Source organism: Streptomyces sp. NPDC101237, assembly GCF_044767465.1.
GTDB lineage: Bacteria > Actinomycetota > Actinomycetes > Streptomycetales > Streptomycetaceae > Streptomyces > Streptomyces gramineus.
In genome coordinates this window covers 122,932-147,990 of record NZ_JBIWNY010000004.1, presented here as the reverse complement: position 1 = coordinate 147,990, position 25,059 = coordinate 122,932, and the positions used below count along the sequence as shown (strand labels likewise).

The window sequence follows — 25,059 nt, the reverse complement described above, 5'->3', positions numbered from 1 at the left end:
GTGAGGCGCCGGCCGATGACTCGGCCGGCGCCTCACCGCTGGTGCGGCTCCTCGTGGCTACTCCACGAAGTAGGAGTCGTGCTTGTCGAAGAACGCGGCACGCTCCTCCTCCGAGGCGTCCGCGAGCTGCGACACCTGCTCGAAGTACTCCTCGCGCGGTGCGCCCGGTGTGAACAGCAGCAGCATGTCCGCCGGTGCGTCGGAGTCGTTGCGGAAGGCGTGCAGTCCGCCCTGCGGCACATGCAGGAAGTCACCCTTGCGTGCGTCGACCCACCGCACACCGTCGAACACACGCACGGTGCCCTCCAGGATGTAGAACGACTCCGAGATGCGCCGGTGGTAGTGCGTCTTCGGGCCGCCTGCCCGCGGCCTCATCTCCACCCGGTACAGCCCGAACTCACCCCGGGTGACGTCCGTGGTCGCGAGGTAGTGCAGGGCGTCCTTCCCGGTACCGCTCTCCCCGATGTCCGGTGGGGTGTCCGCCGGGCGGAATACGGCGCTGACCTCCCCGTCCTCGCCCCAGTACTTCTGTTCCGGATAGGGGTACGACATGGCACGGGTCCTTTCCTGCGACGTGCGCGGGTGGCGCGACGGCGGGCCCACCTAAGGGCGGCCCTCTTCCATCAGACCGTCCAGCACCAGCCGATGTGACACCCGACCCCGCGCTCGCGGCCGGGCGTGGCGGTCCGCCGATTCCGGCCGGACGGCACCCGACGACGGCCAGGGTCAGCGCGTGATCGCCTTGGTCTCCAGGAACTCCTCGATGCCGGCGTGACCCATTTCCCTGCCGTTCCCGGACTGCTTGTAACCGCCGAACGGCGCCTGGAAGTTGTGCTCCGCGCCGTTGACGTCGACCTGGCCCACGCGCAGACGGCGTGCGATCGCCAGGGCATGGTCCTCGGCTCCGGTGACCGCGGCGTTGAGGCCGTAGACGGTGCCGTTGGCGATCTCCACGGCGTGGTCGTCGTCGCCGTACGGGATGACGGTCAGAACCGGACCGAAGATCTCCTCCTGCGCGATGACGGAGTTCGGGTCGACGTCCGAGAAGATCGTCGGTCGGACGTAGGCGCCGGTCCCGAACCCTTCCGGCCTGCCGGGCCCTCCGAACACGAGGGTGGCGCCGTCGGCGACACCGCGCCGGATGTAGCCGTCGACACGCGCACGCTGGGCTTCCGACGCGACCGGCCCGATCCGGGTCGCCTCGTCGTCGGGCGCCCCGACCGTGTACCGCGCCGCCACGGCACGCAGCTTCTCGACCACGGTCCGCTGCAGGTGCTGGGGCACGAGCATGCGGGTGTAGGCACCGCAGGCCTGGCCCGCGTTGGACCAGGCGTACGCCAGCCCGCGCTCGACCGCGACGTCGAGGTCGGCCTCGGGCAGCACGATGTGCGCGGCCTTGCCGCCCAGCTCCAGTGCCACCCGCTTGACCGTCCCGGCGGCCGCGGCGGCGACCGTCTTGCCCGCCCGGGTGGAGCCGGTGAACGAGACCATGTCGATCCTCGGATGCCGCACGAGGGCGTCTCCGACCACCGGTCCGGTGCCCTGCACCACGTTGAGCACGCCGGCCGGCAGACCGGCCTCGGTGGCGATCTCCGCGAACATCCGGGCGCTGGCGGGAGTCGACTCCGAGGGCTTGAGTACGACCGTGTTGCCACCCAGCATCGCCGGGACCACCTTGGTCACCAGTTGCTGGAGCGGGAAGTTCCACGGGGTGACGGCGCCCACGACACCGATCGGCTCACGCAGGACGAGAGAGTTCCCCACCTCCTCCGACCAGGTGTACGTCTCGGCCGCGGCGGCCGCGGCCAGCGTGGAAGCGATGGGAAAGCCGACCTGCGCCTGCCGCGAGAAGGCGAGGGGAGCGCCCATCTCCAGAGTGATGGCGGCCGCGAGTTCCTCGGAGCGCTCCTGCATGCCCAGGGCGATGTTCCGCATGACCGTGACACGGTCCTCCGGCGACGTCGACGACCACGCGGTGAAGGCGGCGAGCGCGCCCGCCACGGCATCGTCCAGTTCCTCGGCCGTGGCCTCGTGGACGAAGCCGCTCACGGACCCGTCGGCCGGATTGACGATCTCGATGCCCGGCCCGCGGCCGATCACGGCACGGCCGTCGATCCAGTGGGACGGTTCGGGGAGAAGACCTGCACGGTTGATGTTCATGCGGCCAACGAAACAGCGGCGGGCGGATGACATCCATGCTCTCCCATAGCCATGATCCGGGTCACGTCCGCCGCGCCCCGAGGGCAAGGGCATCGCGGGCGTCCGCCTGAGGACGTCGCACCGGCCCGGTGCGCGAAGACCGGAGATTTTTTCGCGGACCGTGACAACCCCGAACGGGGCCGCACGTCTGGTGGGTTGAAAGGCGGTTACCGGGACCTCACGTACGGCCCCGGGGCGCCGCCCGACATGTCAGCGTTGTCTCTGAACCCTTTGGAGCCCTTTCCCATGCGGCACTCCCGACCCAAGAAGTCGAACCGTTCCCTGCGCACCTGGGTGCTCGGGCCGGCTGCCGGTCTCGCCCTGGTGGTCGGCGGTGGCATCGCCGCCCAGGCGGCCACCGCCGGGCACGCCCACCCGACCCGGTCGGGGTCGACCGACCCCAAGCCCGTCCCCTCCACCCCCGCAACGCACGGCTCCGGCCACGGCGACCCGACTCCGGTTCCGGGTGACGAGAACGGCAAGCCCTACCCCAAGCCCGTTCCCTCCACCCCGGGGACGCACGGCTCCGGCCACGGCGACCCGGTTCCGGTTCCGGGTGACGCGAACGGCAAGCCCTACCCGGGGACCACCGGCCGCTGAGCCGCCGACCACGAGCATGGCGGGGCCGGACCGGAACCGGCCCCGCCGTTCCCCTGATCTGAACGAGGACGATGCAGCTCACCCTTGCCCCGCCCTGGTGGGCCCGGCTCCTGCGCCGCGCCCGGACCACCACCTCCACTCCGGCGTCGGGCTCGCCGCACACCGGCCGGCGATTCCGGAACCTGTATTCGGTGGCCGACCGGGACGGCGGGAATGACGCCCCCACACTCGCCGACCTGTACCGGACCCGGCGGCTCGACATGGTCCGGCTGGCGGCGTTCCTGGTGGACGACCTGCACTCCGCCGAGGACGTCGTCCAGGACGCCTTCGCCGCGGTCTGCCGCCGGCACGGCGAACGGCTCGACGACCTCCAGGACGCGCACGCCTACCTGCACACCGCCGTGGTCAACGCCGCCCGCTCGGTGCTGCGCCGACGCCGCACCGCACGCGCGTACACCCCTCCGTTCCAGGGTCCGGGAGCGCCGGTCGACGAACTGCTGCTGCTCGCCGAAGAGCACCGGCAGGTCTTCGACGCACTCGCCCAACTCACCGCCCGCCAGCGCGAGGTGCTGGTCCTGCGCTACTGGTCCGACCTGACCGAAGCGCAGATCGCCGAGACCCTCGGCATCTCACGTGGCACAGTCAAGTCGACCGCGAGCCGTGCGCTCGCCACTCTGGAGAAGCTTTTGGAGGTGGACCGATGAGTAATCAGGCGCCGCTCGAAGAGCGGCTGCGCGCCGCGTTCGAAGCGCGCGGGCAGCTCATCAGCGCCCACGACCTGTCACCGGGCCGGCCGCCCACGGGGAGCACCTGGGGCACGCGTCGCGTACGCAGGGTGCTGTCCATCGCCGTCGCGGCCACGGCGGCGGCCGCGGCCGCCATCGTCATCGTGCTGTTCTCCGCCACCCCGGACGACCACTCCCACCCGGCACCGCCCGCACGACCGTCAAGCCCAACCGCCCGGCCCACGACCACCGTTCCGCAACCGGAGCCCTCGGCCGTGGCGTCCGTGCCGTAAAGGCGATCGGTCCCCGACTGCAACGCCCCGCCCGCCACTCACCGGTTGGCGGGCGGGCGCCGGGTGCCGTCCGCGCTCAACCGCGAAGTCCTGGAACGGCCCGTCTCCGCGGGGTCGAAAACGCGAGGCACCCCGCTCCTCCCCTTCGGGGTTCAGGGTCCAGCTCATAGCGAGCGCGCGGCCACTGATCGACACCGCGCAGGAGGCCTACATCCTGACGTCGAATCTGCACAAGGCGGCCGACAAGACGGAGTTGGGCCTCCTCGGCGCACAGGCACGGGAAGTCCTGGAGCAGTTCGTCAGGCTGGGGGCAGCGGACCTGCAGTGACACGAGGTTCACGGACCGGCCCGTTCTTGACGGCCTCCGCGATCTGTTGGGCCACCTGGGCAGGGGTCAGGTACGTGGTGTCCACGACCTCGGCCTCGGCGTGCAGCCAGGTGCGGGACGCCTCGGCATAGGGCTCCAGATGCCGGAGCCGGAACGGTGAGTCGGGTCCGAGCACGGTGTCCCCGGCGATGCGCGCGCGGAGCGTGTCCTGGTCGGCGTGGAGAACGAAGTGCCGCACCGGGACGGCGTGCTGGGCCAGGCCCGAGCTGATCTCGCGCCAGTACTGCTCGACCAGGACCGTCATGGGGATCACCAGGGTGCCGCCGGTGTAGGCAAGGACGTGTCGAGCGGTCTCGACCACGAGGACGCGCCACGGTGGCCAGTGCTGGAAGTTGTCGGTCGCGGGCAGCCCCGGCGCGATGTCCATGAGTGTCTCGCCGACCTTCTCGGCGTCGAACACCCGTGAATCCGGAAGGAGTTGCTGCACAAGCGTGCTGCTCGTCGACTTGCCTGCGCCGTGGGTGCCGTTGAGCCATACGATCATGGACTTGACGCTACTGGACCCTGGCTGGGCGCGCTTCGGCCGGCGCGCGAACTCCGGCCGGTCGGGGTGTTCGCTCGGGGGCCGGACGCAGGCGTTCGACGCGGTCGAGGTCGCCGCCGAGCAGGTCGCGGCCCGTGGCCGGCCGCGGCTCGGACGACGACCCCTCTCGTCAGGGCTGTCCGCCCCGCTCCAACGGGATCTTCTCGCCCGTCTCGATCGCGACCGGCAGCCGGTTCTCGGTCGGGGGCAGGGGGCACGTGGCGAGGTCGGTGTAGGCGCAGGGCAGGTTGGTGGCGCGGTTGAAGTCGATCGTCACCGTTCCGCCGGCGTCGGGGGCGGGGATCTGCAGGGAGCGGTTCGCCGCGTACGTGGTGACGCCGGAGGTCTTGTCGGTGAAGAGGACCATCAGGGCTCCGGGCGTGTGCCCGTTGAACGCGGTGAGCCGGTGCACGGCGCCGTCCAGCTCGAACTCGACCCGGCCGGGGGAGTCGTACACGTGCTCCAGGCCCTCGACGGCGGCGCCGACGGTCACCGGGCGCGGGGTGTCGTAGGGCAGGAAGCGGCCGGGGAGCACCCAGCGCGGGTCGGGCTCGTAGGCGGGTGTGCCGGTGAACGCCGTCCGCAGCGCGTTGTCGGGATGGCGGGGGCGCACGATGTCGTGTCCGCCGCGCTTGGCCACCTCGATCACCGCGTCTCCCCAGCCGACGTACACGCTGGCGCGTTCGGCGAGGACACCGAAGTCGTGGCGGCCCCGTACGGGCTGCCCGTCGACGGTCACCTCCTCGTCGCCGTCCAGGTCCACGACGACTCCCTCGGCGGTGCTCGACCAGGCGCCGGGCGCGTCCTCGAACCGGGTGGGAACCTCGCTCAGCCAGTGGAGGCCGGTGATCGCCAGGAACCCGTGCGGCCCGGCCAGCCCCGCCTCCTTCCTACGGTGCCACTCCGCCCACTCCCGCACGAAGCCCACCCGCTCGACGTCCTGCACGCTCATGTCGGTCTCCCCTCGGTGCGCGTCCTCTCCTCGTCACAACGGAGGTGTCCGCGCGCATCATCCCGCGGGGAGGAGGTTTCACATTCCCGTCATGTGCGGTCGGCGCCGGGGGGGAGAGAGACGGCGAGAGGTGACGGGCTCACCGTTCCGCGCGGGACAGGAGCGCGGGCGGAGCCGGGTCGACGAGCGCTTCGTCGACGAGTCCTGCGGCGACGGCTCGCGCGCGGCTCGTGGCCTCCGTGGTGTCGAAGACCACGTCACGGGACCGCGACCTTGATCCACGTCTGGAACGAGCCTAGGCGAAGTCCGCCTCGGCTTCCACGCCGCACAGGCGGAGGAGTTCGATCACGTACCGATCGAGGACTTCACCGACCTTCGTCACCTCCGCGTTGCCCAGGCTGCCGAACTCGTCGCTCGGGCGGTGCATCGTGAAAATCGCGTCGCCGCTCTCGTCGCTCCGGACCAGCACACGCAAGGGCGCGTACAGCAGGGCGCGGGGATCGTGGCGGAACATGCTCTCCGCGATGACGTGGTTGCCGATGAGGTATTCCGTGGAGCGGACGGACCCGCCCGCCAGCTTGAGCGCCTGAGTGCCGTTGATCCTCCAGTAGCGGATCAGGTGGTGCGGTGCCTCGGCGGCCATGGCGCGGCGGACGTCGTCCCAGCTGCCGCCCTCTTCCTCGATCAGTTCGAACACTCCCGGGTCGAGGGGAGGCGCGGCCTTTTCCAGCGCGGTGACGAAGTGCGCGTAGGGCACGCCCGTGTGGACGTCGACGCGCTTCACGGTGTGCGTTTCGCTGGGCATGTCTGCTCCGATCGTGCGTCCCCCTCGCCGGCGGTGTCATCGGCTGGTCGTCCGGGGTTCCGCTCAGGCGGCGCGCATACCTTTCGACGGTAGATCTCGTCCACGGCGCGGGCAAACGCGGTGGGTGCCGACGAGGGCAGGTCCGGTTCGCCGCCCTGAGCCTGTCCGTCGTCCGCCCGTGTGGCCCGCGATACCTGTCGGCCGGGGGGCGGACGAGGTCCGGTCCGCCCCCATGACTACCGTGGGCGCGTTAATCACCGGCTCTACCCCTGGAGATCTCCGTGCCCGTGCCTCTCGGCGAGGACGTGGTGGCGCTGCTGCGACGCCCCAGCACCTGCTACATCGCCACGACGATGCCCGACGGGTCGCCCCAGCTCACCCAGACCTGGGTCGACACCGACGGTGAGCACGTCCTGATCAACAGCGTGGAATCGCATCAGAAGACCCGGAACATCGCGCGCGACCCGCGGATCGCCATCGCGGTCTCCGACCCCTCGGACCCGTCCTCCTACGTCCAGATCCGTGGTCGGGTGGTGCGGGTGACCACGGAGGGGGCGGTCGAGCACATCGAGGCGCTCGCGCAGAAGTACCTCGGCGGCCCCTACCCGTGGTTCGGTGGCCGCGACCAGGTCCGCGTGATCTACCTGATCCAGCCGGAACGGATCACGAGCCCCCGCGGCTGAGTTCCCGCGACGAGGAGTCCGGGTTCCGGCGACCACACTCAGTTGCCGCGACGGGTCCGCAGTCCGCGGCGCGGCGAGCTGCTGTCGCAGCGGCAGGCGTGCCTTGACCGCCGACGGACGCCTGCTCGTCGACCGGACCGTACCCGTGGCCGCCCCCGTTCGTGGCCGGGTGCGAGGGCGATTACCTATCGTGCCGTCGCCTTCGGCAGGATGTGCGGCATGACCGAAATTCATACGCCCCGCCTTCTGCTCCGCCGCTGGACCGCCGACGACCTCCCCTTCATGGCGGACATCAACGCGGACCCGCAGGTCATGCGCTGGGTCGACGACGGCTCGGTGTACGACCTCGCCCGCACGGCGGAAGCCATCGAGGAGTGGGAGGAGGAGTGGGACGAGGAGGGGTTCGGGCTCTTTGCCGTCGAGCTGCTCGGGTCGGGGGAGCTGGCCGGCTTCACCGGTCTGTCCGTGCCGCACTTCCTGCCGCAGGTACTGCCCGCGGTGGCCATCAGCTGGCGGCTCGGCGCGCAGTTCTGGGGCCAGGGGTACGCATCCGAAGCCGCCCATGCCTCCCTGGAGTTCGCGCTCCAGGACCGTGGTCTCGACCGTGTCATCAGTGTCAGCCGCGTGGGCGACAGCGCCTCCGACAACGTCATCCGCAAGCTGGGGATGGTGCCGGAACTGGAGACCACGGACCCGGTGCACGGCTACGCGCTGCAAGTCCACGCCATCGATCTCACCGAGTTCCAGGCGTGACCACACCGAGCCGTGACCGTCTCTCCTCACCGTCGGCACCCTGCTCCTGATCAAGGTGCCCCTCATCTGACTGCGGTACCTGCGTGCCACTACGCCCGAGGGGTTGTGAGGCGGCCGCGGCGCGCGACCGTGGTCACTGCGCGTCGGCCGAGAAGAGACGGAGCGCGTGGCCGGTGGTGAGATCGCGCCACGTCCCGCCGCCGGTCGGGCCGGAACGGTCGGGGAGAACGGGGAAGGGACGACGGTGTCCGAGAGCGGTGCGCGGCGCAGGGCAGGTGGGCGGCCGCCCTGTCGGTCGTCGCACCGGACACGGGTCCGGGAACCCCGGCCTTCGGCCCCGCCGTACGGGCGACGGCGCGCGCGATCTCCCGCCTCCTCGCCGAGGCCGGCGGCCGTGCGGCTCCGCCGGAATGACGGCTGCCCGACCTCGACCGCCGGTCCGAGGCCGGCCGCGACGGCCTCCCGTTCCACCTTCGATATCTCGGGCGCATCCGGCGCGGGTGTACGGCTGGAATACAGAGCAGTCCGCTCACCGCCCCCGAGGAGGCCCGTCATGGCCACACACGAGATGCCGCCTGCGGAGTCGGTGTGGGACTACCCGCGGCCACCCGCCTTGCGCCGCGACCCACGGCAGATCGTCGTCGAGTGCGCCGGGGAGACCATCGCGGCCACCACCCGGGCGCTGAAGATCCTGGAGACCAGCCACCCGCCGGTGTTCTACGTCCCACCGGCGGACGTCCGCACCGACCTGCTCCGCGCGGCCGCCCATCACAGCTGGTGCGAGTGGAAGGGAGGCGCCGAGTACTGGGACGTCGTCGTCGGCTCGGACGTCCGCCTGCTCGCGGCCTGGAGCTACCCGGCACCCCGGCCTCCCTACGAGCAGCTCGCCGACCACGTCGCCTTCTACGCGGGGAGGGTGGACCGCTGTGCGGTGGCCGGGTACACGGTACGGCCGCAGGAGGGCGACTTCTACGGCGGCTGGATCACCCCCGAGGTCAGGGGACCGTTCAAGGGCGGCGCCCGCACCGCCGGCTGGTGATCGGGACGGCTGGACGTCCCCTGTCCGAGCGGTTCCGCCCGGCCTCCCCAGAAGCATCTGGCGAGGCCGGGCGCCGCTCGGTGTCACAGGTCGACGAACCGGACGGCGAAGAACGCGGCCACCAGCAGGCATCCGATGACGATCAGTGCCAGCCAGAAGCGGGGGTGTTCCCAGATCCCTCCGTCCGGCTGCTCGGGGTGCGCCTCTGCGGTCGACCCCTCGGCCGGGGGAGTCTCCCCAGGCGGGTGAAGGGCGTCCGTCATGCGATCGCGTCCGTCGCGCCGTGGCGGTGGTCCCGCTCCTCGTAGTTGGCCAGGGCCAGCCCGAGGGCGAAGAACGTGGGCGCCCACTCGCCGACGAATATGCCCCAGCGGTCGGCGCGCTCTAGGTCCTCTGTCTTGCTCGACGTCAGCCAGGAGGCGAGCGAGAGACCGATCGAGGCGGTAGCCGCCATGTAGGCGTGCTCGCTGGTGACGCCTGCGTCGTGGAGCTTCTGCACGACCATGATCACTCCCGATGGGACGGAAACGGTGATGGAGGCATTCGGTCGGAATGCGTCTTACCTGTCACTTCGGGGGTGATGGGTGCTTTGGATGCATTGCGGGCCGGACCGGGAAGCCGGCCTCCTTCACGGTGGCGGTGGACCCTCGGGTGTCGTGTGGCCCCGGCTGTTTGAACCGGGGCCACACGGCCGGCTGTGCCTACCGCTTCTTCTCGGTGGCGGGGACCTGCTGCCAGCCGTCGACGGACTTGGTCACGAACAGCACCCGGTAGACCTCCCGGGTCCAGACCGTGGCGCCCTCTCCGAACTCGTGGAGCTCATCGAAGGCCTCCTCCTGCGAGTCGAAGCTGTACTTGCGCCCCTTGGCGTCCTTGACCATCCACTCTCTGCCGGGCAGCCCGGCGAGTCCCATAGCCATATTGATCTTTCCCTCCCTTGGCGTACGCGGGATCGTAGCTGCTCGGGAGGCGTCCGCGCCGGGGCGGAGATCAGCAGGTGAGGTTGGAGCCCGCGGGGACGCCGAGGATGGAGGTGAAGGAGAGGTAGTCGTTGACGCGGTCCTGCATCTCGGCGGTGTTGCCGCCGTTGCATTCGATGCTGCCGTTGATGCTGCGGATGGTCTGGCCGAAGCCCGCGCCGTTCACCATGGCGTTGTGGGCGGTCATCGTGCCGGGACCGGTCTGGGTGTTCCAGTACCAGAGGCCGGTCTTCCAGGAGACGGCCGGGTCGGTCGCGACCAGGCCGGGGTTGTCCAGCAGGTCGATGCCGAGGGCGTCGCCGGCGGCCTTGTAGTTGAAGTTCCAGCTGAGCTGCATCGGGCCGCGTCCGTAGTAGGCGAACGTGCCGGCGGGGCAGCCGTACGGCTCGCTCGCGCAGTAGTTCCCGGACTGGTCCACCTCGTTGATGTAGACGAGGCCGCCGGTCTCGTGGTCGACGTTGGCAAGGAACGCCGCGGCCTCCTGCTTCTGCACGGTCGTGCTGCCGGTGGTGGCGAACCCGGGGTAGGCGCTGAGCGCGGCCACCAGACCGCCGTAGGTGTAGAACGAGTTCCGGCCCGGGAACATCTGGTTGAACTGGGCTTCGCTGACCACGAACCCGCCGGTGCCGCCACCCCCGCCGCCTCCACCGGAGCCTCCGGTGCAGGTGTAGGGGGACCAGTACCAGGTGCTGATGGTGGGGTCGTAGCCCGGGTTGTCGTGGGTGGCTATGTAGTACTGGCCGTTGGGGGTGTACCGCACGATGGCCCCGGTCGCGTACGACTGTCCGGCCGCCCAGGCGGGGTAGTTGCAGGTGGTGCCGCCGCCTCCGCCGGTGGAGCCGCCGCAGGATCCCTGGTCGGCCCAGACTTCGGCGACGCCGGGCGTCTCGCCCTGCGTCCACCACTTGGCCTGCCAGTTCTCGCCGTTGTACGAGGCGGTCATGCCGCCGGTGTACACGGCGCCGGAACTCCAGGCGGCGGCACAGCTCGCCGCCGACGCGGGGCTCGCGGTGCCGAGGACGGTGAACGCGCTGAAGAGACAGGCCAGAACGGCCACTAGCGTAGTCATGTACCTGCCATAGGCGACACTGCGATGTTCGCCGGGCATGGGTGTGCTCATCTGCCACTCCGGAGGTAGGGGGCGAGTGGTGGCTTCAGCAGCAAAGCCTGATTGGTCCAGACCAGTCAAGGGTCAGGGAGGGGCCTTTGCCTGGACGTGGCCAAGAGGTCCGGCCCCGCCTCGCGGCGGGCACGCGGATGCCGGGCCCCGGGTTCCCCCGAACCATGACCGGAGGCCGAGGGCTCAGCCGCCGTTGGCGGCCGGCAGGGGCGAGGCGGACGCGTCGGCCTGGCGGAGTTCGGCGAGGAGCACGTTCTGGCCGTCGAGGAGTTCGGTGAGGATACGGCGTGCCGCGCGCAGGAGTTCGGCGACGTCGCCGCCGGCCAGCGCGTAACTGACGGTGGAGCCCTCCCGGATGGAGACGACGATGCCTGACCGGCGCAGGACGGCCAGTTGCTGCGAGAGGCTGGACGGTTCGATCTCGATGTCGGCGAGCAGGTCCCGCACCGGGACGGGTCCGTACTGGAGCAGTTCCAGGACCCTGATCCGTACCGGGTGCCCGAGCATGCGGAAGAAGTCTGCCTTGGCTTGGTAGAGGGGGACTTGCATGACCGCTCGCTCTCTGCCGGTCGGGTCTGGAGGGGACTTCGGGGTCACGGCGGCGCCTGGCGGCGCCGCCGCGTCGGTCCTGTACCGCCGATCCTTGCCTTCCGGGGCCGCGCGCAGACATGACTTGGGATCATGCTGATGTGGTGACTTGCAGAATTCTTCACATCATGGGCGCGCGAAGCCCCGTGCCCTGAGCCGTCTCTAGACCTCGAGTTGTTCCTCGACGCGCCTGAGCTGGTGGCGGGCCATGGCGAGGTTGGAGCGCTCCTTGTCGAGAACCAGGTAGAGGAAGAGCCCGTTCCCGTTGCGCCCGGTGATCAGGCGCATGAGGTGGTACTGCTTCTCGAGTGTGATCAGGATGTCCTCGATGTTGCTCTTGAGGCCCAGCTCTCCCATCGTGCGTACCTTGGCCCGGATGACGTCCGTGTTCCCGGCGGCGGCGATCGTCAGGTCGAGGTCCTTGCCCCCGCCTAACGTCCCCAGGGCCATCCCGGTGGTGTAGTCGACGACCGCGGCCCCCAGTGATCCCTCGACGACGGCCATCATTTCCTTCAGTGACACTTCCACGCTCGCCATGGCGGCGCCTCCCCTTTGGATGTCGGTTGCGGCGGGACCGCCCGTCACGGCCTCGGTCCCTGCACGGACCGTAGGCCGGGGCGCGCGCGGCAGGGACGCCGTCTCCGGGTCTGACGCATGTTGACCGAAGCGCCGCGTCCTGAGTCCGTTTGAGCGACGGAAACTGATCTGGTCGTCACGGTCGCCGCTGACGATCGACGACGGTGGCCCCGACCGCCGAGGCGGTGGCGGAGTCGGCCCTGCGCGTCGGGATGCGGCTCGCCGCCCGGTGTCCGGGGCTCAGTCCGCTGTGAGGCGGAGCAGGTCCAGCACGTCCGCGACCTCGTTCCGCGCCGCCTCGTCCAGTCCGAGCAGCGGTCGCGGCAGGTTCGGCTCCGCGACCAGGCCGAGCTGCGAGGCGGCGGCGGACAGGACGCGCAGTCCGCCGTACCGCGTGAACAGGTCCCACAGGGGGGCGAGTCCGTCGGAGAGAGCGGCGGCCTTCCCCGCGTCGCCCGCCTGGGCGGCGCGGGCCAGGGCGAGGGTGGCCCGCGGGAACAGGCCGCCGACGGCCGAGTACCAGACGTCGCATCCCGCGTTCAGGCCGCGCACTCCCGCCCAGTCACCGCTCACACCGATGGTGACCGTGTCCGGCACGACCGCCCGCAGCGCGTCGACGCGTGCGGTCGCCTCGCCGGGGTCGTCGGACACGGCGGGGATCTTGATCGAGCCGACGTTCGGGAGCCCGGCGACACGGCCGTGCAGCTCCGTGCTGAACCGGACCTTCGTGGTGCGCGGGTTGTCGTACACGCACAGCGGCACGGACAGCTCACGCGTGACGTCCTCGTAGAGGCCGAAGACCTCCTCGTCCGTCAGCGGCTGGTACGTCATCGGGGCCAGCAGCACCCCGGCGGCTCCCGCGTTCTGCGCGTCCTCGGCGAGTTCCAGGACCTGCGAGGTGCGCAGCGCGCCGATGCTGACGATCACCGGGACGCCCGCGGCGGCGTCGACAGCGGTTTTCGCGGCCCGGGCTCGCTGCTCGCGGCTGAGGTAGGCGTAGCCGCCGGTGGAACCGAGCGCGCCGATGGAATCGACGCCCGCGGTCGCGAGACGCGAGACGAGCGTCGCGTACGCCCGGTGGTCGATGTCGCGCTCGTCGGTGGGCGTGAGGGGGAACGCGCTGAGGCCGCGGAACATGAGGGCTCCCGGAGACGGTGAGGCGGACGATGGTGCGGGGTCGCTCCGGTGCGAGCCTAACCAGCGGCCGGCCTCGCGGCGGCGGGCCGGCGCGCCAAGGAGCAGCCGTACGGAACCCGTCTCGCGGGCAGGCGGCGCGTCGGCCCGGCCGACCGCGTGAAGGCGCTCTCCTCGGGACATCGGCGCCTGCGCGAGGCCCGTGCTGGAACGTGTCCTTCGCGGTGTCAGCGGCGGAAGGTGTCCTTCGCGCTCTCCTTCACGCCCCGCGTCCTGCCCCGCGCTTCGAGGGCGGCACCCTTGGCCGCGAGGGTTTCGTTGTGCACCGCGTGGGCCGCTTTCCGCACGAACTTTCCGGCGACCTGTTCGGCCTTCGCCTTCGTCTTCTCTCCGACACTCATCTCAGCACCTCCGCGGATCTCACTGGCCGCGTTCCCTTGCGGCGGAGAGCGAAACGGTCCCCCGCGACGCGTCGTCCGCAGGTCGGCACCGGCCCCGCAGCCCTCCCGCGCCGGAGCGCGCCGAGCGGCGCTCGACGGCCGTCGTCGGCCGCGGGGACGATCAGACCGACCAGGGTCTCCGGGGAGTCACCGTCACCCTGGTGCATCCCGGCCCCACCGACACCGACACCGACACCAACCCCGCCGACCGGACGCCGAGGCGATCGCCGGGTTCACGGCCGTGGGCCGCTACGCGCGACCGGCCGAGAGCTCCGCCACCGTCGCCCACCTGGCGAGTGCGGACGGCGCCTACGTCACCGGAGCCTCGATCCACGGGGACGGCGGCTTCACCGCCTGACGCCCGGCCTTGTGGCCGTCGACCCCTGAACACCGCCCGCCGGCAAGCCGCGTGGGGCACCGCCGAAGTTCCCGTCACGGTTATTGACGCCCTGTCACCCGCGGTGGTTCAGTGGCTCAGCCACTGAATCACGTAACCGCTGGGGGCCAGGGTGAAGGCACTGCCACGCGAGACGATCGTCGACGCGCCGGAGGGGCGACCGCGCGAGGACATCCTCACCGCACGTCATCCCGCGGGGAGTTGCCCGCCGTCGGACCGTGAAGGGCGACGCCCGGACGGTGCCCGGTGAGGTCACGCGGAACCGTGTTCAGGGAGACATTGCTGGGCCGTGTGCGTCTGGCCGACGAGGACCACGAACGCCCTGTCCGGCTGGACCTGCTGGTCCGTGCCGACGCGGTGCCGCTGCCCGGCCGTACGACGCGGGCGCGGGTGACCGGACGCGTCCGCGTGGCGGGACGCGCCGACGACACCGAAGCCGTGGGCGAGCTGGAGACGGCGTCCCGCGCACGCGACTGGATCCGCTACCGGATCACCTTCGTCCTGGACGGCCGGCGCCTCACCCTGGACGGCCGCAAGTCGATGTCCCGCACGCGTCCGCTCGCCTCCCTGACCGTACTGCCGTACACCCTGTACGAGGACGGCGACCGCGTGGGCGCGGGTACGCTGCGCTTCCCCCTTCTCACCGGCCTGCTGCCCTTCCTCGCGAGCTTCCGGTTCCCGCGTGCCGCCGCGGCCGAGGGGGACCGGCATCCGGCGCCGCGCTGGGACGGCACACCGGGGCGGACCGAGGTCTGGTACACGACGCTGACCGACCCGGCCACGGACAGCGGGATCTGGCTGCACCACGAACTGGTGGCGCCGTCCGACGGTTCCGCCGCCTACGCGCACGGCTGGATCGCCGCGTTCCCCAAGGACGGCCCCGTCGAACACGCGCGCTTCGGCCCCGTACCGTGGACGCCGCGTCTCGACGGCTTCACCGCCGGGGGCGTCCGGGTCCGGCCCGGCCGGCTCACGGGCTCCGCGGGAGACTTCACCTGGTCGCTCGCCGAGACCCCCGACGGCCCGCCGCTGTACACGTTTCCCCGCTGGTCGTGGCGGCGTCCCTGGCTTCCGGCCTCGCACATGCTCCCCGCCGCCCGCTCCCGCTACAGCGGAACCGTCCGGTACGGCGGCGGTGAACTGCGACTGGACCACGCGCCGGGCGCAGAGGCCCGCATCTACGGCCACGGCAACGCCCGCCGCTGGGCCTGGCTCCACGCCGACCTGGGCGGCGGCGACGTCCTGGAGGTCGTCGCCGCGGTGTCCATGCGACGCGGACTCGACAGGCTGCCGCCGCTGGTCTTCCTGCGACTGCACCGCGACGGCCGCTGCTGGCCGCGCCGCGCGGAGCGCTCCGCCGTGGGCTGGGCGGGCATCGGCCGGTTCCGCGCGGACCTCGGCCTGCCCGAGTGGCGGGTCGAGGGCCGGTCGGGCCTGCGGCGCATCAAGGTGACCGTCACCCAGCCGCCGCACCGGACACTGACGCTCGACTACACCGACCCCGACGGTTCCGCCGCGGTCTGCCGCAACACCGAGAGGGCGGACGCGGTGGTCAGCCTGGAGCGCTGGAGAGGCACCTGGCGGCGGGAAGCCGTGTGGCGGCTGTCGGGCACCGCACACTCCGAGGTCGGCGACCGATGAACCGTCGCGCGGCCCCCCCCTCGCCACCGTGTCCCGGCCGGTGACCCGCACCACCTCTGCTCCTGAGCGGGAGCGCCCAGACACGGCCTGCCGGTGCTTGGACCGCGGCGGACCGTCCCGAGCGACACCACACTTCTCCACCTCCAGGAGGTCCCGTGTCCCCCGTGCACCCGCGTACGACCGCGGCCGGCTTCGCGCTGGCCCTCGGGGTCTGCGCCGCGCTGCTCCCGAGCCATCACGCATCCGCCGCTCCCGCCGGACCGGCACCCGCCGTCCGAGCGGCCCGGACCGTGAGTTCCCCGGCGGTCCGGACCTTCTCCGAGGCGCCTCCTGTCGGGCCTTTCGCCGAGCCCGGCTTCGCCGCCACGTGCGCCTGGCACACCTTCGGTGAAGGTGAACGGCCGCCCCTGTGGCTGATGTTCGCGAACCCGCTGTGCGTGGAGTACAGCAAGCGCGACATCACCTTCGACGACGGTGGAGCCCTGCGCTTCCTGGTCGCCGAGCCCTCCCGCTTCGCCATCACCATGCTGACGTGCCGCTACTACCAGAAGGACCACTGGAGCGTGCAGGCCACCGACAGCGCCGTCCCGTACGTGGCCTGGGACGGCCAGTACTGGTGGGACAGGGCCGGCCGACGGGCCGGCGCCCGCCTCACCCACTTCAGCGTCGACGGCAGGACGGTGGGCATCGGAGACGCCGTCGCCGCACTGCGCGCCTCCGACTTCGACCATCTCGCCGACGCGTTGTCCGCGTACGGCGAGGAGGCCGGAGAGACCGGTCTGACGGTGGCGCTGCCGTCCGACCCCGGCTGCGCCCTGATCGGCTGACCGGCCGTGCCGACCATGGACCGACGAGCGATCCTCAAGGCGCTCACCGCATCGGTTGCCGTGATCGCCGCCGGAGGGCTCACCGCCACTCCGGCGGCCGCCGCGGCACACGTCGCCGAGGACTGGACCACCCAGACCCTGGGAGCCTTCGCCGACACCGTCGTCCCCGGTGCACACCGGTTCCCGGGCGACCAGGTCTGCGCAGGCGCGGTCAGCGGACCGGGCGCCGTCCAGGCGGGCGTCATCGACGTCATGAAGTCGCCCCGGCTGCCCCTGGCCCCGCTGCTGCCGGAGATCGCGGCCCTGCTCGACGCGCGCGCCGTCGCGTACGCGACGGTCCGGCTGATCTGGCTGTCACCCGGCAGCCCGCCGTTCGTCGGCCTCTCCTTCGCGCACCGGACCGACCTGGTCGGCGGCCTGTTCGGGTCGGACGACATCGACGAGCCGGTCTGGCAGGTGATGAGCCTGATCGTAGGCATCGCGTTCGACACCGCCGGACAGTCGGACACGGCCACCGCCCTGGCACAGGGCCATCCGGGCCTGACCTGGCTGAGATTTCCCGAACCCGGCCCGGACGGCCTGTGGCGGTTCCCGGACTTCTCCTACGGCCGCCCGCTCGCGGCACTCCATCCCGCCACGACCCCTTCCGGGAGCCCGGCATGACCGAGACCACGGACGTCCTGGTGATCGGCAGCGGCTTCGGCGGCGCCATCCCCGCGTACTACCTCGCCGCGGGCGGCGCCCGCGTGACCGTACTGGAGCGCGGACCCCGCCTGAGTGCGGCGCAGTTCGACCACTCCATGCGCCTGGGCACCTACAACAAGATCGTCGACGTGATCCGCGGGGACGGGGTCTCCGTGGTCGCGGGCAACTGCGTGGGCGGCGGCAGCGTCGTCTACTTCGCCGCCTCGCTCCGGGCACCGTCGTACGCCTTCGAGCGCCAGGGCGGCATCGGGCGGCGGATGTGGCCGACGTCCATCAGCCGTGCCACGCTCGACCCGTGGTACGACCGGGTGGAGGAGGCGTTGCCGGTCGCGCGCACCGACTGGCCGGACGTCTCCTACGCGGGCGGGGTGCTGGCCGCCGCCTGCCGAAGGGCCGGACACACCTGCAACCCGGTGCCGGTGGCGGTGGACACCGAGGCCTGCACCAACTGCAACTGGATGCTGTCGGGCTGCGCGTTCGACGCCAAGCGTTCCATGCTCCTCAACTACCTGCCCGCGGCGGAGACCCACGGCGCGGTCGTCCGCCCGCTCCACGAGGTCCAACTGATCACGCCCTCACCGGAGTCCGGCTACCGCTACGCCGTCGCCTACACGGTCCTCGACCCCGACGACTACACGTGCACCGCGACCGTGGGGATCATCCACGCCAAGGTCGTGGTCCTGGCCGCGGGTGCGGTGGGCACTCCGGTGATCCTCCGGCGGTCGGCCCTGCCGCTCGGCGGCATCCCAGGCGCGGTCGGCCGCTACTTCTCCGGCAACGGCGATCACGTCAGCGTCGCCGACGTCGACGAGGACAGGGCGGGGTCGCTGCTCGGACTCTCCCGCCCCGACGGGACGGTCTACCAGGGGCTGCCCATCGGCCGGCCGATCACCGCCGCCACTTACGACTACCTGGACGCGTCCGCGCCGGAGTACAGCCGGTTCATGCTTCAGCAGATCTACTTCCCCCCGCTGACCAACGTCCTCGCCCAGACGACCGGCACGGCCGGCTCACCGGGCTGGTTCGGCGTGGACAAGCGGCGGATGCGGGCCCGCTGGACGTCGTGGCTCACCCTGCTCGCGATGACCGAGGACGACAACGAAGGCACCTTCGGGACGGTCCCTCCCACCGGAAGCTTCATCCGCCTCGCACCCGGTCTCGGCCAGGGCACGATGTCCTTCCACCCCACCGCCCGGACCCGCCAGGCATGGGACCGGGCGGACACGGCGCTCCGCGGAATCCTGGAGAAGGACGGTCTGTCCCGGGTCCGGCCGTGGACCGAGTCCCTGGCCGGCACGGTGACGGCCCACCCGCTCGGATCCGCGCGCATCGGCGACGACCCGGCCACCAGCGCCCTCGACGACACGCACGAACTGCGGGGGCACCGCGGCCTGTTCGTCACGGACGGTTCCGCTGTTCCGGCCTCGCTCACCGTCAATCCGTCCCTGACCATCGCCGCGCTGGCCGAACGCGCCACCGCCGGGATCGCGGCCCGCGTCGCCGAGGCCGGCGTGAGGACGACCGGAGATGTCCCGCTGCCGGGCAGGTAGCACCGGCCGCCGGCGGGAAAACATGCGCGCCGTATCATCAAGGGACGATCCACCGGCTTCGTGGCCTGCCCTGACGCCCGTGCGCGGCCGTGCGACGTGAGGAACCGCACCGCCGCGGGCGGAGTCGGCTCGGGGAGCGCGAGCAGGAGCCGACAGCAGGGACAGGCAACGTTGAGCAAGCAGCACGACCCCGCCCACTCGGCGGTCCGGAGAGCCAGGGCCTTCCTGCCGGACCGCTCCGCACTGCGCCGCCACCACCGCAGGGCGGTGCTGCAATTCGCCCTGTGCGTCTTCGTGCTCGTTCCCTGGACCGTGTACCTGGCCTTTTCCCTGCCTCATCGCTTCGAGGCCCGGTACTGGCCCATGGTGTGGGTGGGCTTCGACATCATGCTGCTCGTCTCGCTGGCCGCGGCAGGGGTGGCCGTCCTGCTGAGACGGCAGGCGCTGATTCCGCTCTCCTTCGTCGCCGCCACCCTCCTGGTCTGCGATGCCTGGTTCGACGTCTCCCTGAACCTGGGAGGACCCGACGTGTGGGAGAGCGTCGCTTCGGCCGTACTGGTGGAGCTGCCCCTCGCGGGCGTCCTCGTGCTGCGCGCCCGCCGGGTGCTGAAGATCTCGGCCCGGCTCGCCTGGCAGCGGCTGGGACTCACGGGGGAGCCCCCGTCGCTGTACAAGATGCCGCTGTTCGTCGCGCTGGCCGCGTCGAGCGCCGCTCAGCCGGACTCGGAGAACGTCCCGAAGGCCTGACGAGGAATGCACCGCGTCTCCGGACGGGCGGTGCGAGACGGTAGGGCGGCTGACCGAGAAGGCGTGCCGTCAGCCGTATAAAGTGGGCGAAGTCAGACAATTCTCAGCTCATCCCTCACGGCCGCCGGTTCCGGTGCGATGTCCGCGCTTCGCGCCGCATCGGCCGGGCGAGAGACGGCAGGGTGGCACGCCCGGTCGCGACGGCACCGGGTGCTCACCTCTAGGAGAAGACCATGGTGCATCACCACAAGGCCAACCGGCAGGTCGAAGGGGATCCGGACAGCGACCACGGACGCGGTATGCCCCGCCGGCCCGACGAGACGCAACTGGAGCGGCGCACCGAGGAGGACCGGCGCGACGTCGGACTGCCCGCGGACGCGCCGAAGTCCTCGGCCACGCAATACGAGGAGGCCCAGGCGGAGGTCGATCGCCAGGCCGAGACGGGCGAGACGCCGGCGGGTCCCGGCCCGCGCCGGGATCGCAAACCGTTCCCGCCGACCCACTACGACGGCTGACCGGAACCCCTGACCCCACGCCGAACAGGGAGTGACCTCGTCCTGTCGTCCGCCACGGTCACGGCTGCGGGCACATCCTGCCGTGGCCGCTCTGCGGAGTCCTGGCGCGGTGTCCTGGAGGGCCACTGGCGCATGCTGTGAGTCACGGACGCGTTACGTGGGGTGCTGCTCGCGACCCCGGTGGCAGTGGCCGCGTTCGACGCGATGAGCATCGCGCGCTGCTCGCGGTCGTCGCTTTACTCCTCGGCCTCGGCGGGCTCCCGTCGACACGGCCGCCACGGCCGCCACGGCGTACCCGCCGGGTCCGCCCGGCCGCGACCCCGCGCTCCTGGAGCGCGTCAACGTGCGCCTGCGCGCCACCCGGACCGCCGCATCCGGCTTCACCGGGCCACCCGCGGGCAGCGGCCGGGCCCGGCGCGAGGAGAGCCCTCGCGCCCGGACCGGGGCCCACGGTTCGGACGATGGGCGGAACCGGATCGCCTCCGGGGTCCCGGCTACGGGAGCCGCCGCGCCTCGGCACCAGGGTGAGCGTGCAGGAGCGCGGCCCAGCGCGGTGGGTCCCCGGGGAAAGGGGCGACGCCGGGTCGGCGGTCCTGTGGGGGAGTTCCTGGGGCTGTTTCGAGTGGGTCGCGCCTGCCGATGATTCGGCACGGGCGGACGGGCATCAAGAAAAACCACTGTGGGTAAGTTCACGCTGTTGTGAGGAGAGTCACACGGTGTGTTCCGGCGTCCGGTGCGGAGCCGACCGGCGGCAGTTCAGGACGAGAGGGCCCCTGGACGTACGGTACGTCCGGACGACTTCCGCCCACCGTCCGGCGTCCTCGACCCTGTCCACGCGCCATGCACCGGGCGCGTGGTCCGCCCGTGCCGGGGCGGGCGTGTGGTCCTCGTCTGACCGCTGCCGCCATGCCGGCCTGTTCCCTCGCGGGCGGCCGGGCGGTGCCGTGCACCGGTGCGGTGGCGGCGGGCATGGCGGTCTCCGTGTTCGCACGACACCGCGTGACCGACACACCGTGTCACAGATGGTGAGGCCGTGCTGTCTCTGAAGTGAACGAGGGGCGGCGCCGCCCGATCGGTGCCGGACGCACCCTTTCGTCGGCGGCGCGCGGACGTCGCGTCACCGCCGTCGTCCGCGGCAATCCGGCCGCCCCCGCGCTACGACACCGGAAGTGGGCCTCCCCTCCATGGTTCAGGACAAGTCCGACAACTCCGACGACCCCGCGACGACGGGTATCGCGACCCTGGAAGATCTCCGCGGGCACCTGCAATGGGCCATCGAAGTGGAACACTCCACGCTGCCGCCCTACCTGACGGCCCTGTACTCCCTCGACCCCGAGCGGAACGCGGAGGCCGCGCAGCTCATCGGCGGCGTCTTCGTCGAGGAGATGATCCACCTGGCTCTCGCGGCGAACCTGCTCAACGCCGTCGGCGGACAACCCCGCCTGGACGCCCCCCACCTGCTGCCTCCCCACCCGCGGGCCATGCCGCACGCGGACCGTTCCATCGAACTGTCCCTGCTGCCGTTCGGGCAGGAGGCCCTCGGGATGTTCCTCCGTCTGGAGCAGCCGGCACGTCCGGGCGACCGGGCCGAGGGCGACGGCTACGAGACCATCGGACAGTTCTACGACGCCATCGAGAAGGGCCTTCGGCGGCTGTGCGCCGAACTGGGCGAGGACCAGGTCTTCACCGGGGACCCGGGCCGGCAGGTCGCCGGCGGTCCGTTCGCCCACACGGCCGGTCACCTCGGCCCCGTCACCGACCTCGCCTCCGCGCTCGCGGCGCTGCGGGAGATCGTGGAACAGGGCGAGGGCGCGGCCCGCGCGGACGTCTGGGACGGGGACGCCGACGTGTTCCACCCCGAGACCAAGGCGGTTTCGCACTACTACCGGTTCCAGGAACTCGCGCTGGGCCGGCGCTACCAGCCCGGTGACACGCCACGGTCCGGCCCCACCGGGGACGCGGTGTCCGTGGACCCCGCCGGCGTCCGCCCCCTTCGGCCCAACCCGCGCCTGGAGGATCACCCCGAGGGCAGCGCGATCCGCACCGCGCAGGAGGCCTTCAACCAGACGTACTGCAAGATGCTGCACCAGTTGGAGAAGGCGTTCAACGGCAGCCCGGCGATGCTGGGCATGTCGGTGGGCACGATGTACGCGGTCAAGGGACAGGCGCAGAGCCTGATGGCCCTTCAGGACGACGACGGTCTCGCCGTGGGCCCGACCTTCGACTACGTCGCACCGGAGGACCGTGTCTGAGGTACGGCTCAACTGCGAGGTGGACCGCGAGGTCGTGCGCGGCGTGCTGAAGGTGGCTCCCGAGGCGAAGGGCCTGGCCGTCGAGAACCGTGACTTCCTGATCCGCGCCTGCCGGTTCCTGGCCCGGCACACGGGCGTCACCCAGTACCTGGACTGCGGTTCGGGCCTGCCGACCGCGCAGAACGTCCACCAGGTGGTGCAGGCCGTCGCTCCCGCCGCGCGGGTGGTCTACGTGGACAACGACCCCGCCGTCCTCGCCCACGGCCGGGCGCATCGCCGGTGCCGTCGCGAGAAAGGCGTGAGCCGGACCGGGCCGTAACCGGGCGTGGCCGGCCAGGCCGGCCACGCCGTCAGGGGGTCCGCTCCCGGGCGGTCGCACTCGCCCGGTGATGCACCGGGTGAACGGTCAGGACACGGTGCGGATCAGCTTCTTGTTGGTGAACTCCTCGATGCCGAGACGGCCCAGCTCGCGGCCGAAGCCCGAGCGCTTCACTCCGCCGAAGGGCAGTTCCGCGCCTTCCGCGCCGACGCCGTTCACGAAGACCATGCCGGCCTCGATGCGGTCGGCCACCCGGGCCGCCTGCGCGGGGTCCGTCGTGAAGACGTAGGAGCCCAGACCGTACGGTGTGTCGTTGGCGATCCGCACGGCGTCGTCCTCGTCGGCCGCGGGGAAGACCATGGCGACCGGTCCGAACAGCTCCTGCCGGGCCGCGGCGTGCTCGGTGGTGAGCCCGGTCAGGACGCCTGCCGGGAAGAAGGCCCCCTGCCGCTCGCCGGAGCCGTGCAGGGTGGCACCCTCCGCGACCGCCTGGCCGACCTGCCGGGCCAAGGTCTCGGCGGCGGCCACCGAGGAGAGCGGTGCGCCGGTGGCGGAGTCGAGGAGCCGGGCCGTGAACTTCGCGACGAACGCGTCGTACAGCTCCGACACCACCACGAACCGCTTGGCCGCGTTGCACGCCTGCCCGGTGTTGTCGAGACGGGCGGCGACCGCAGCCTCGACCACCGAGTCCAGGTCGTCGGTGGACAGCACCACGAACGGGTCGGAGCCGCCGAGTTCCAGGACGACCTTCTTCAGATGACGTCCGGCGATCTCGGCGACGGCCGCACCGGCCCGCTCGGAGCCGGTCAGCGAGACGCCCTGCACCCGCGGGTCGGCGATCACGTCGGCGATCTGCTCGTTGGTGGCGTACACGTTGACGTACGCGCCCGCCGGGAAGCCCGCCTCGGCCACCAGCCGCTCCAGCAGCGCGGCGGTGGCGGGGCACTGCGGGGCGTGCTTGAGCACGATGGTGTTGCCGGTCGCCAGGTTGGGCGCGGCGAACCGGGCCACCTGGTAGGCGGGGAAGTTCCACGGCATGATGCCGAGCAGGACGCCCACCGGACCGCGCCGGACGACGGCGGAACCGGTGCCGGAGGTCACGTCGAGCGGCTCGTCGGCGAGGAAGTCCTCGGCGTGGTCGGCGTAGTAGTGGTAGATGTCCACGCAGAACCCGATCTCGCCCTCCGCCTCCGCGAGCGGCTTGCCCATCTCGCGCACGATGCTCGCGGCGAGCTCGGCGCTGTGGGCGGCGTGCAGGTCGCCCAAGCGGCGCAGCAGGGCCGCACGCTCGGCCACGGTGCTGGTGCGGCCCCAGCTCCCCGCCGCGTGGGCGGCGTCGACGGCCGCGGCCACCTCGGCGTCGGTGGCGGTCGCGAAGGTCTCGACGACCTCGCCGGTCGTCGGGTCGGTGACGGCGTACATGGTGCCTCCGGGAGCGTGAGCGGAGAGGGACGGGGAGTGGCGGGAGGGCCGGGTGCGTGGACGGCGCGTGCCCCGGTGCTCGGCCCGTGACCTGTCCGGCATCCGGACGGGTCGCGGTCGAAGGCCGGATCCTGCCGCACGGCCCGCTTCGCCGTGCGGCTGTTCCCGGCCGAACGCCGCCTTATTGGTCGTATGACCAGTTGCCCTATTGGTCGCCCACTCAATAACATTCGCGGCATGACGTCAAGAGCCCCGGGAAAGCGCGTCCGCAAGGCGCCCGCCGAGCGCCGCACCGAGATCGTCACCACGGCCGCACGGATCGGACTGACCGAGGGTCTGGAGTGCGTCACCCTGCGCCGGGTCGCCGACGAACTGGGCGTGCAGCCCGGACTGGTCGGCCACTACTTCCCCGCGGCGGACGAACTGGTCGCCGAGGCGTTCACCCGGGCCACCATGGCGGAGCTAGACGGCCTGCTGCCGCCGCTCGCGGGCGCCCCGCTGGACACCTTCCGCCGGTTCTTCGGCCTCATCTCCAGCACCGAGTTCGACGACGTCAGCAAGCTGTGGCTCAACGCCCGGCATCTCTCCCGCTACCGCCCGGTGCTGCGCGAGCACGTCGTGGGCCAGGAGCTGCTGTGGTGCCGACGCCTGGAGGAGGTCATCGCGGCCGGAGCCGGGGCGGGGATCTTCACCTGCGCCGACCCGTGGGCGGCCGCCACGCGGATCCTCGTCGCCATCGACGGAGTCAGCGCCTACGTCAACACCAGCGCCGACCAGCGTCGGTCACCGATCGCGGACGTGCCGCGCACCGTCACCGAGGCCGAACTCGGCCTGGAACGGGGGGCACTGGTGGCGGACTGACCGCGGGCGGTGGGCCTCCCCGCGC

The 25,059-nt window shown here is 71.6% G+C and carries 28 protein-coding genes and 1 pseudogene; 15 read left to right on the top strand and 14 right to left on the bottom strand.

Features of this window, described 5'->3' with window-relative positions; translation table 11 throughout:
• Positions 1-57: 57 nt before the first annotated feature.
• A complete protein-coding gene (locus ACIRQ9_RS08350) occupies positions 58-552 on the bottom strand; it encodes a cupin domain-containing protein (protein ID WP_404168455.1) in 495 nt (164 codons plus the stop codon).
• A 174-nt stretch (positions 553-726) separates the two neighbouring features.
• Entirely contained in the window at positions 727-2,193 is a 1,467-nt protein-coding gene (locus ACIRQ9_RS08345; RefSeq protein ID WP_404168453.1) for an aldehyde dehydrogenase family protein, read from the bottom strand.
• A 252-nt stretch (positions 2,194-2,445) separates the two neighbouring features.
• On the opposite strand from ACIRQ9_RS08345, the gene ACIRQ9_RS08340 reads away from it, so the two are divergent.
• The 3 genes from ACIRQ9_RS08340 (at position 2,446) to ACIRQ9_RS08330 (ending at position 3,817) form a co-directional block, all read left to right on the top strand.
• Positions 2,446-2,799: a hypothetical protein gene (locus ACIRQ9_RS08340; protein WP_404168451.1), complete on the top strand. Its 354-nt coding sequence runs from the start codon at positions 2,446-2,448 to the stop codon at positions 2,797-2,799.
• 71 nt (positions 2,800-2,870) lie between these two features.
• Positions 2,871-3,503 carry a SigE family RNA polymerase sigma factor gene (locus ACIRQ9_RS08335; RefSeq protein WP_404168449.1) on the top strand — a complete coding sequence of 211 codons (633 nt, stop codon included), beginning with the start codon at positions 2,871-2,873 and terminating at the stop codon, positions 3,501-3,503.
• Positions 3,500-3,817: a hypothetical protein gene (locus ACIRQ9_RS08330; protein WP_404168447.1), complete on the top strand. Its 318-nt coding sequence runs from the start codon at positions 3,500-3,502 to the stop codon at positions 3,815-3,817. Before ACIRQ9_RS08335 ends, ACIRQ9_RS08330 begins: the two co-directional genes overlap by 4 nt.
• 299 nt (positions 3,818-4,116) lie before the next feature.
• Here the strand turns inward: ACIRQ9_RS08330 and ACIRQ9_RS08325 are convergent, their stop codons facing one another.
• The 3 genes from ACIRQ9_RS08325 to ACIRQ9_RS08315 all read right to left on the bottom strand — a co-directional run bounded on the left by ACIRQ9_RS08325 (position 4,117) and on the right by ACIRQ9_RS08315 (position 6,485).
• Positions 4,117-4,689, bottom strand: a complete 573-nt coding sequence (locus tag ACIRQ9_RS08325) for an AAA family ATPase (RefSeq protein ID WP_404168445.1) — start codon at positions 4,687-4,689, stop codon at positions 4,117-4,119.
• Between the two features lie 169 nt (positions 4,690-4,858).
• Positions 4,859-5,680: a DUF1684 domain-containing protein gene (locus ACIRQ9_RS08320; RefSeq protein WP_404168443.1), complete on the bottom strand. Its 822-nt coding sequence runs from the start codon at positions 5,678-5,680 to the stop codon at positions 4,859-4,861.
• 295 nt (positions 5,681-5,975) lie between these two features.
• A complete protein-coding gene (locus ACIRQ9_RS08315) occupies positions 5,976-6,485 on the bottom strand; it encodes a DUF302 domain-containing protein (protein WP_404168441.1) in 510 nt (169 codons plus the stop codon).
• A 281-nt stretch (positions 6,486-6,766) separates the two neighbouring features.
• Between ACIRQ9_RS08315 and ACIRQ9_RS08310 the strand changes: the two genes are divergently transcribed.
• From ACIRQ9_RS08310 to ACIRQ9_RS08300, 3 genes are all read left to right on the top strand, one after another.
• Positions 6,767-7,168: a PPOX class F420-dependent oxidoreductase gene (locus ACIRQ9_RS08310; RefSeq protein ID WP_404168439.1), complete on the top strand. Its 402-nt coding sequence runs from the start codon at positions 6,767-6,769 to the stop codon at positions 7,166-7,168.
• A 219-nt stretch (positions 7,169-7,387) separates the two neighbouring features.
• The gene (locus tag ACIRQ9_RS08305) at positions 7,388-7,921 is read left to right on the top strand and encodes a GNAT family N-acetyltransferase (RefSeq protein ID WP_404168437.1); all 534 of its coding nucleotides are present in this window, start codon (positions 7,388-7,390) and stop codon (positions 7,919-7,921) included.
• 553 nt (positions 7,922-8,474) lie between these two features.
• On the top strand, positions 8,475-8,960 hold the full coding sequence (locus ACIRQ9_RS08300; RefSeq protein ID WP_404168435.1) for a DUF427 domain-containing protein: 486 nt from the start codon (positions 8,475-8,477) through the stop codon (positions 8,958-8,960).
• Positions 8,961-9,043: 83 nt separating this feature from the next.
• On the opposite strand, the gene ACIRQ9_RS08295 is transcribed toward ACIRQ9_RS08300, so the two are convergent.
• The 8 genes from ACIRQ9_RS08295 to ACIRQ9_RS08260 form a co-directional block, all read right to left on the bottom strand.
• A complete protein-coding gene (locus tag ACIRQ9_RS08295; protein ID WP_404168433.1) occupies positions 9,044-9,223 on the bottom strand; it encodes a DUF6480 family protein in 180 nt (59 codons plus the stop codon).
• Positions 9,220-9,465, bottom strand: coding sequence for a hypothetical protein (locus ACIRQ9_RS08290; RefSeq protein ID WP_404168431.1), 246 nt, complete (start codon positions 9,463-9,465; stop codon positions 9,220-9,222). Before ACIRQ9_RS08290 ends, ACIRQ9_RS08295 begins: the two co-directional genes overlap by 4 nt.
• 196 nt (positions 9,466-9,661) lie before the next feature.
• Complete coding sequence (locus ACIRQ9_RS08285; RefSeq protein WP_404168429.1) at positions 9,662-9,880, bottom strand: hypothetical protein; 219 nt, start codon at positions 9,878-9,880, stop codon at positions 9,662-9,664.
• Between the two features lie 70 nt (positions 9,881-9,950).
• On the bottom strand, positions 9,951-11,009 hold the full coding sequence (locus tag ACIRQ9_RS08280) for a glycoside hydrolase family 19 protein (RefSeq protein ID WP_404168427.1): 1,059 nt from the start codon (positions 11,007-11,009) through the stop codon (positions 9,951-9,953).
• Positions 11,010-11,243: 234 nt separating this feature from the next.
• Positions 11,244-11,609, bottom strand: a complete 366-nt coding sequence (locus tag ACIRQ9_RS08275; RefSeq protein WP_399008869.1) for an ArsR/SmtB family transcription factor — start codon at positions 11,607-11,609, stop codon at positions 11,244-11,246.
• A gap of 201 nt (positions 11,610-11,810) precedes the next feature.
• Positions 11,811-12,185, bottom strand: a complete 375-nt coding sequence (locus tag ACIRQ9_RS08270) for a hypothetical protein (protein WP_404168425.1) — start codon at positions 12,183-12,185, stop codon at positions 11,811-11,813.
• Positions 12,186-12,464: 279 nt separating this feature from the next.
• Positions 12,465-13,361 carry a dihydrodipicolinate synthase family protein gene (locus ACIRQ9_RS08265; protein ID WP_404168423.1) on the bottom strand — a complete coding sequence of 299 codons (897 nt, stop codon included), beginning with the start codon at positions 13,359-13,361 and terminating at the stop codon, positions 12,465-12,467.
• Positions 13,362-13,585: 224 nt separating this feature from the next.
• The gene (locus tag ACIRQ9_RS08260; RefSeq protein ID WP_404168421.1) at positions 13,586-13,759 is read right to left on the bottom strand and encodes a hypothetical protein; all 174 of its coding nucleotides are present in this window, start codon (positions 13,757-13,759) and stop codon (positions 13,586-13,588) included.
• A gap of 727 nt (positions 13,760-14,486) precedes the next feature.
• Between ACIRQ9_RS08260 and ACIRQ9_RS08255 the strand changes: the two genes are divergently transcribed.
• The 8 genes and pseudogenes from ACIRQ9_RS08255 to ACIRQ9_RS08220 form a co-directional block, all read left to right on the top strand.
• Positions 14,487-15,836 carry a hypothetical protein gene (locus tag ACIRQ9_RS08255; RefSeq protein ID WP_404168419.1) on the top strand — a complete coding sequence of 450 codons (1,350 nt, stop codon included), beginning with the start codon at positions 14,487-14,489 and terminating at the stop codon, positions 15,834-15,836.
• Positions 15,837-15,991: 155 nt separating this feature from the next.
• On the top strand, positions 15,992-16,663 hold the full coding sequence (locus tag ACIRQ9_RS08250; protein WP_404168417.1) for a hypothetical protein: 672 nt from the start codon (positions 15,992-15,994) through the stop codon (positions 16,661-16,663).
• Positions 16,664-16,678: 15 nt separating this feature from the next.
• Entirely contained in the window at positions 16,679-17,326 is a 648-nt protein-coding gene (locus ACIRQ9_RS08245) for a DUF5987 family protein (protein WP_404168415.1), read from the top strand.
• Positions 17,323-18,918: a GMC family oxidoreductase N-terminal domain-containing protein gene (locus ACIRQ9_RS08240; RefSeq protein ID WP_404168413.1), complete on the top strand. Its 1,596-nt coding sequence runs from the start codon at positions 17,323-17,325 to the stop codon at positions 18,916-18,918. Before ACIRQ9_RS08245 ends, ACIRQ9_RS08240 begins: the two co-directional genes overlap by 4 nt.
• Positions 18,919-19,089: 171 nt before the next feature.
• Positions 19,090-19,665, top strand: coding sequence for a hypothetical protein (locus tag ACIRQ9_RS08235; RefSeq protein ID WP_404168411.1), 576 nt, complete (start codon positions 19,090-19,092; stop codon positions 19,663-19,665).
• A 233-nt stretch (positions 19,666-19,898) separates the two neighbouring features.
• Entirely contained in the window at positions 19,899-20,180 is a 282-nt protein-coding gene (locus ACIRQ9_RS08230) for a hypothetical protein (RefSeq protein ID WP_404168409.1), read from the top strand.
• Between the two features lie 1,184 nt (positions 20,181-21,364).
• Complete coding sequence (locus ACIRQ9_RS08225; RefSeq protein WP_404168407.1) at positions 21,365-22,432, top strand: ferritin-like protein; 1,068 nt, start codon at positions 21,365-21,367, stop codon at positions 22,430-22,432.
• Between the two features lie 10 nt (positions 22,433-22,442).
• Positions 22,443-22,703 (top strand): annotated as a pseudogene (locus tag ACIRQ9_RS08220) (SAM-dependent methyltransferase); the annotation flags it as partial.
• A gap of 135 nt (positions 22,704-22,838) precedes the next feature.
• On the opposite strand, the gene ACIRQ9_RS08215 reads toward ACIRQ9_RS08220, so the two are convergent.
• A complete protein-coding gene (locus tag ACIRQ9_RS08215) occupies positions 22,839-24,173 on the bottom strand; it encodes an NAD-dependent succinate-semialdehyde dehydrogenase (RefSeq protein WP_404168405.1) in 1,335 nt (444 codons plus the stop codon).
• Between the two features lie 237 nt (positions 24,174-24,410).
• Here ACIRQ9_RS08215 and ACIRQ9_RS08210 point away from each other — a divergent pair, with 237 nt between their 5' ends.
• Positions 24,411-25,034 (top strand): TetR/AcrR family transcriptional regulator, encoded by a 624-nt coding sequence (locus ACIRQ9_RS08210; protein WP_404168403.1) that lies wholly within the window; start codon positions 24,411-24,413, stop codon positions 25,032-25,034.
• The last annotated feature ends 25 nt before the right edge of the window (positions 25,035-25,059 follow it).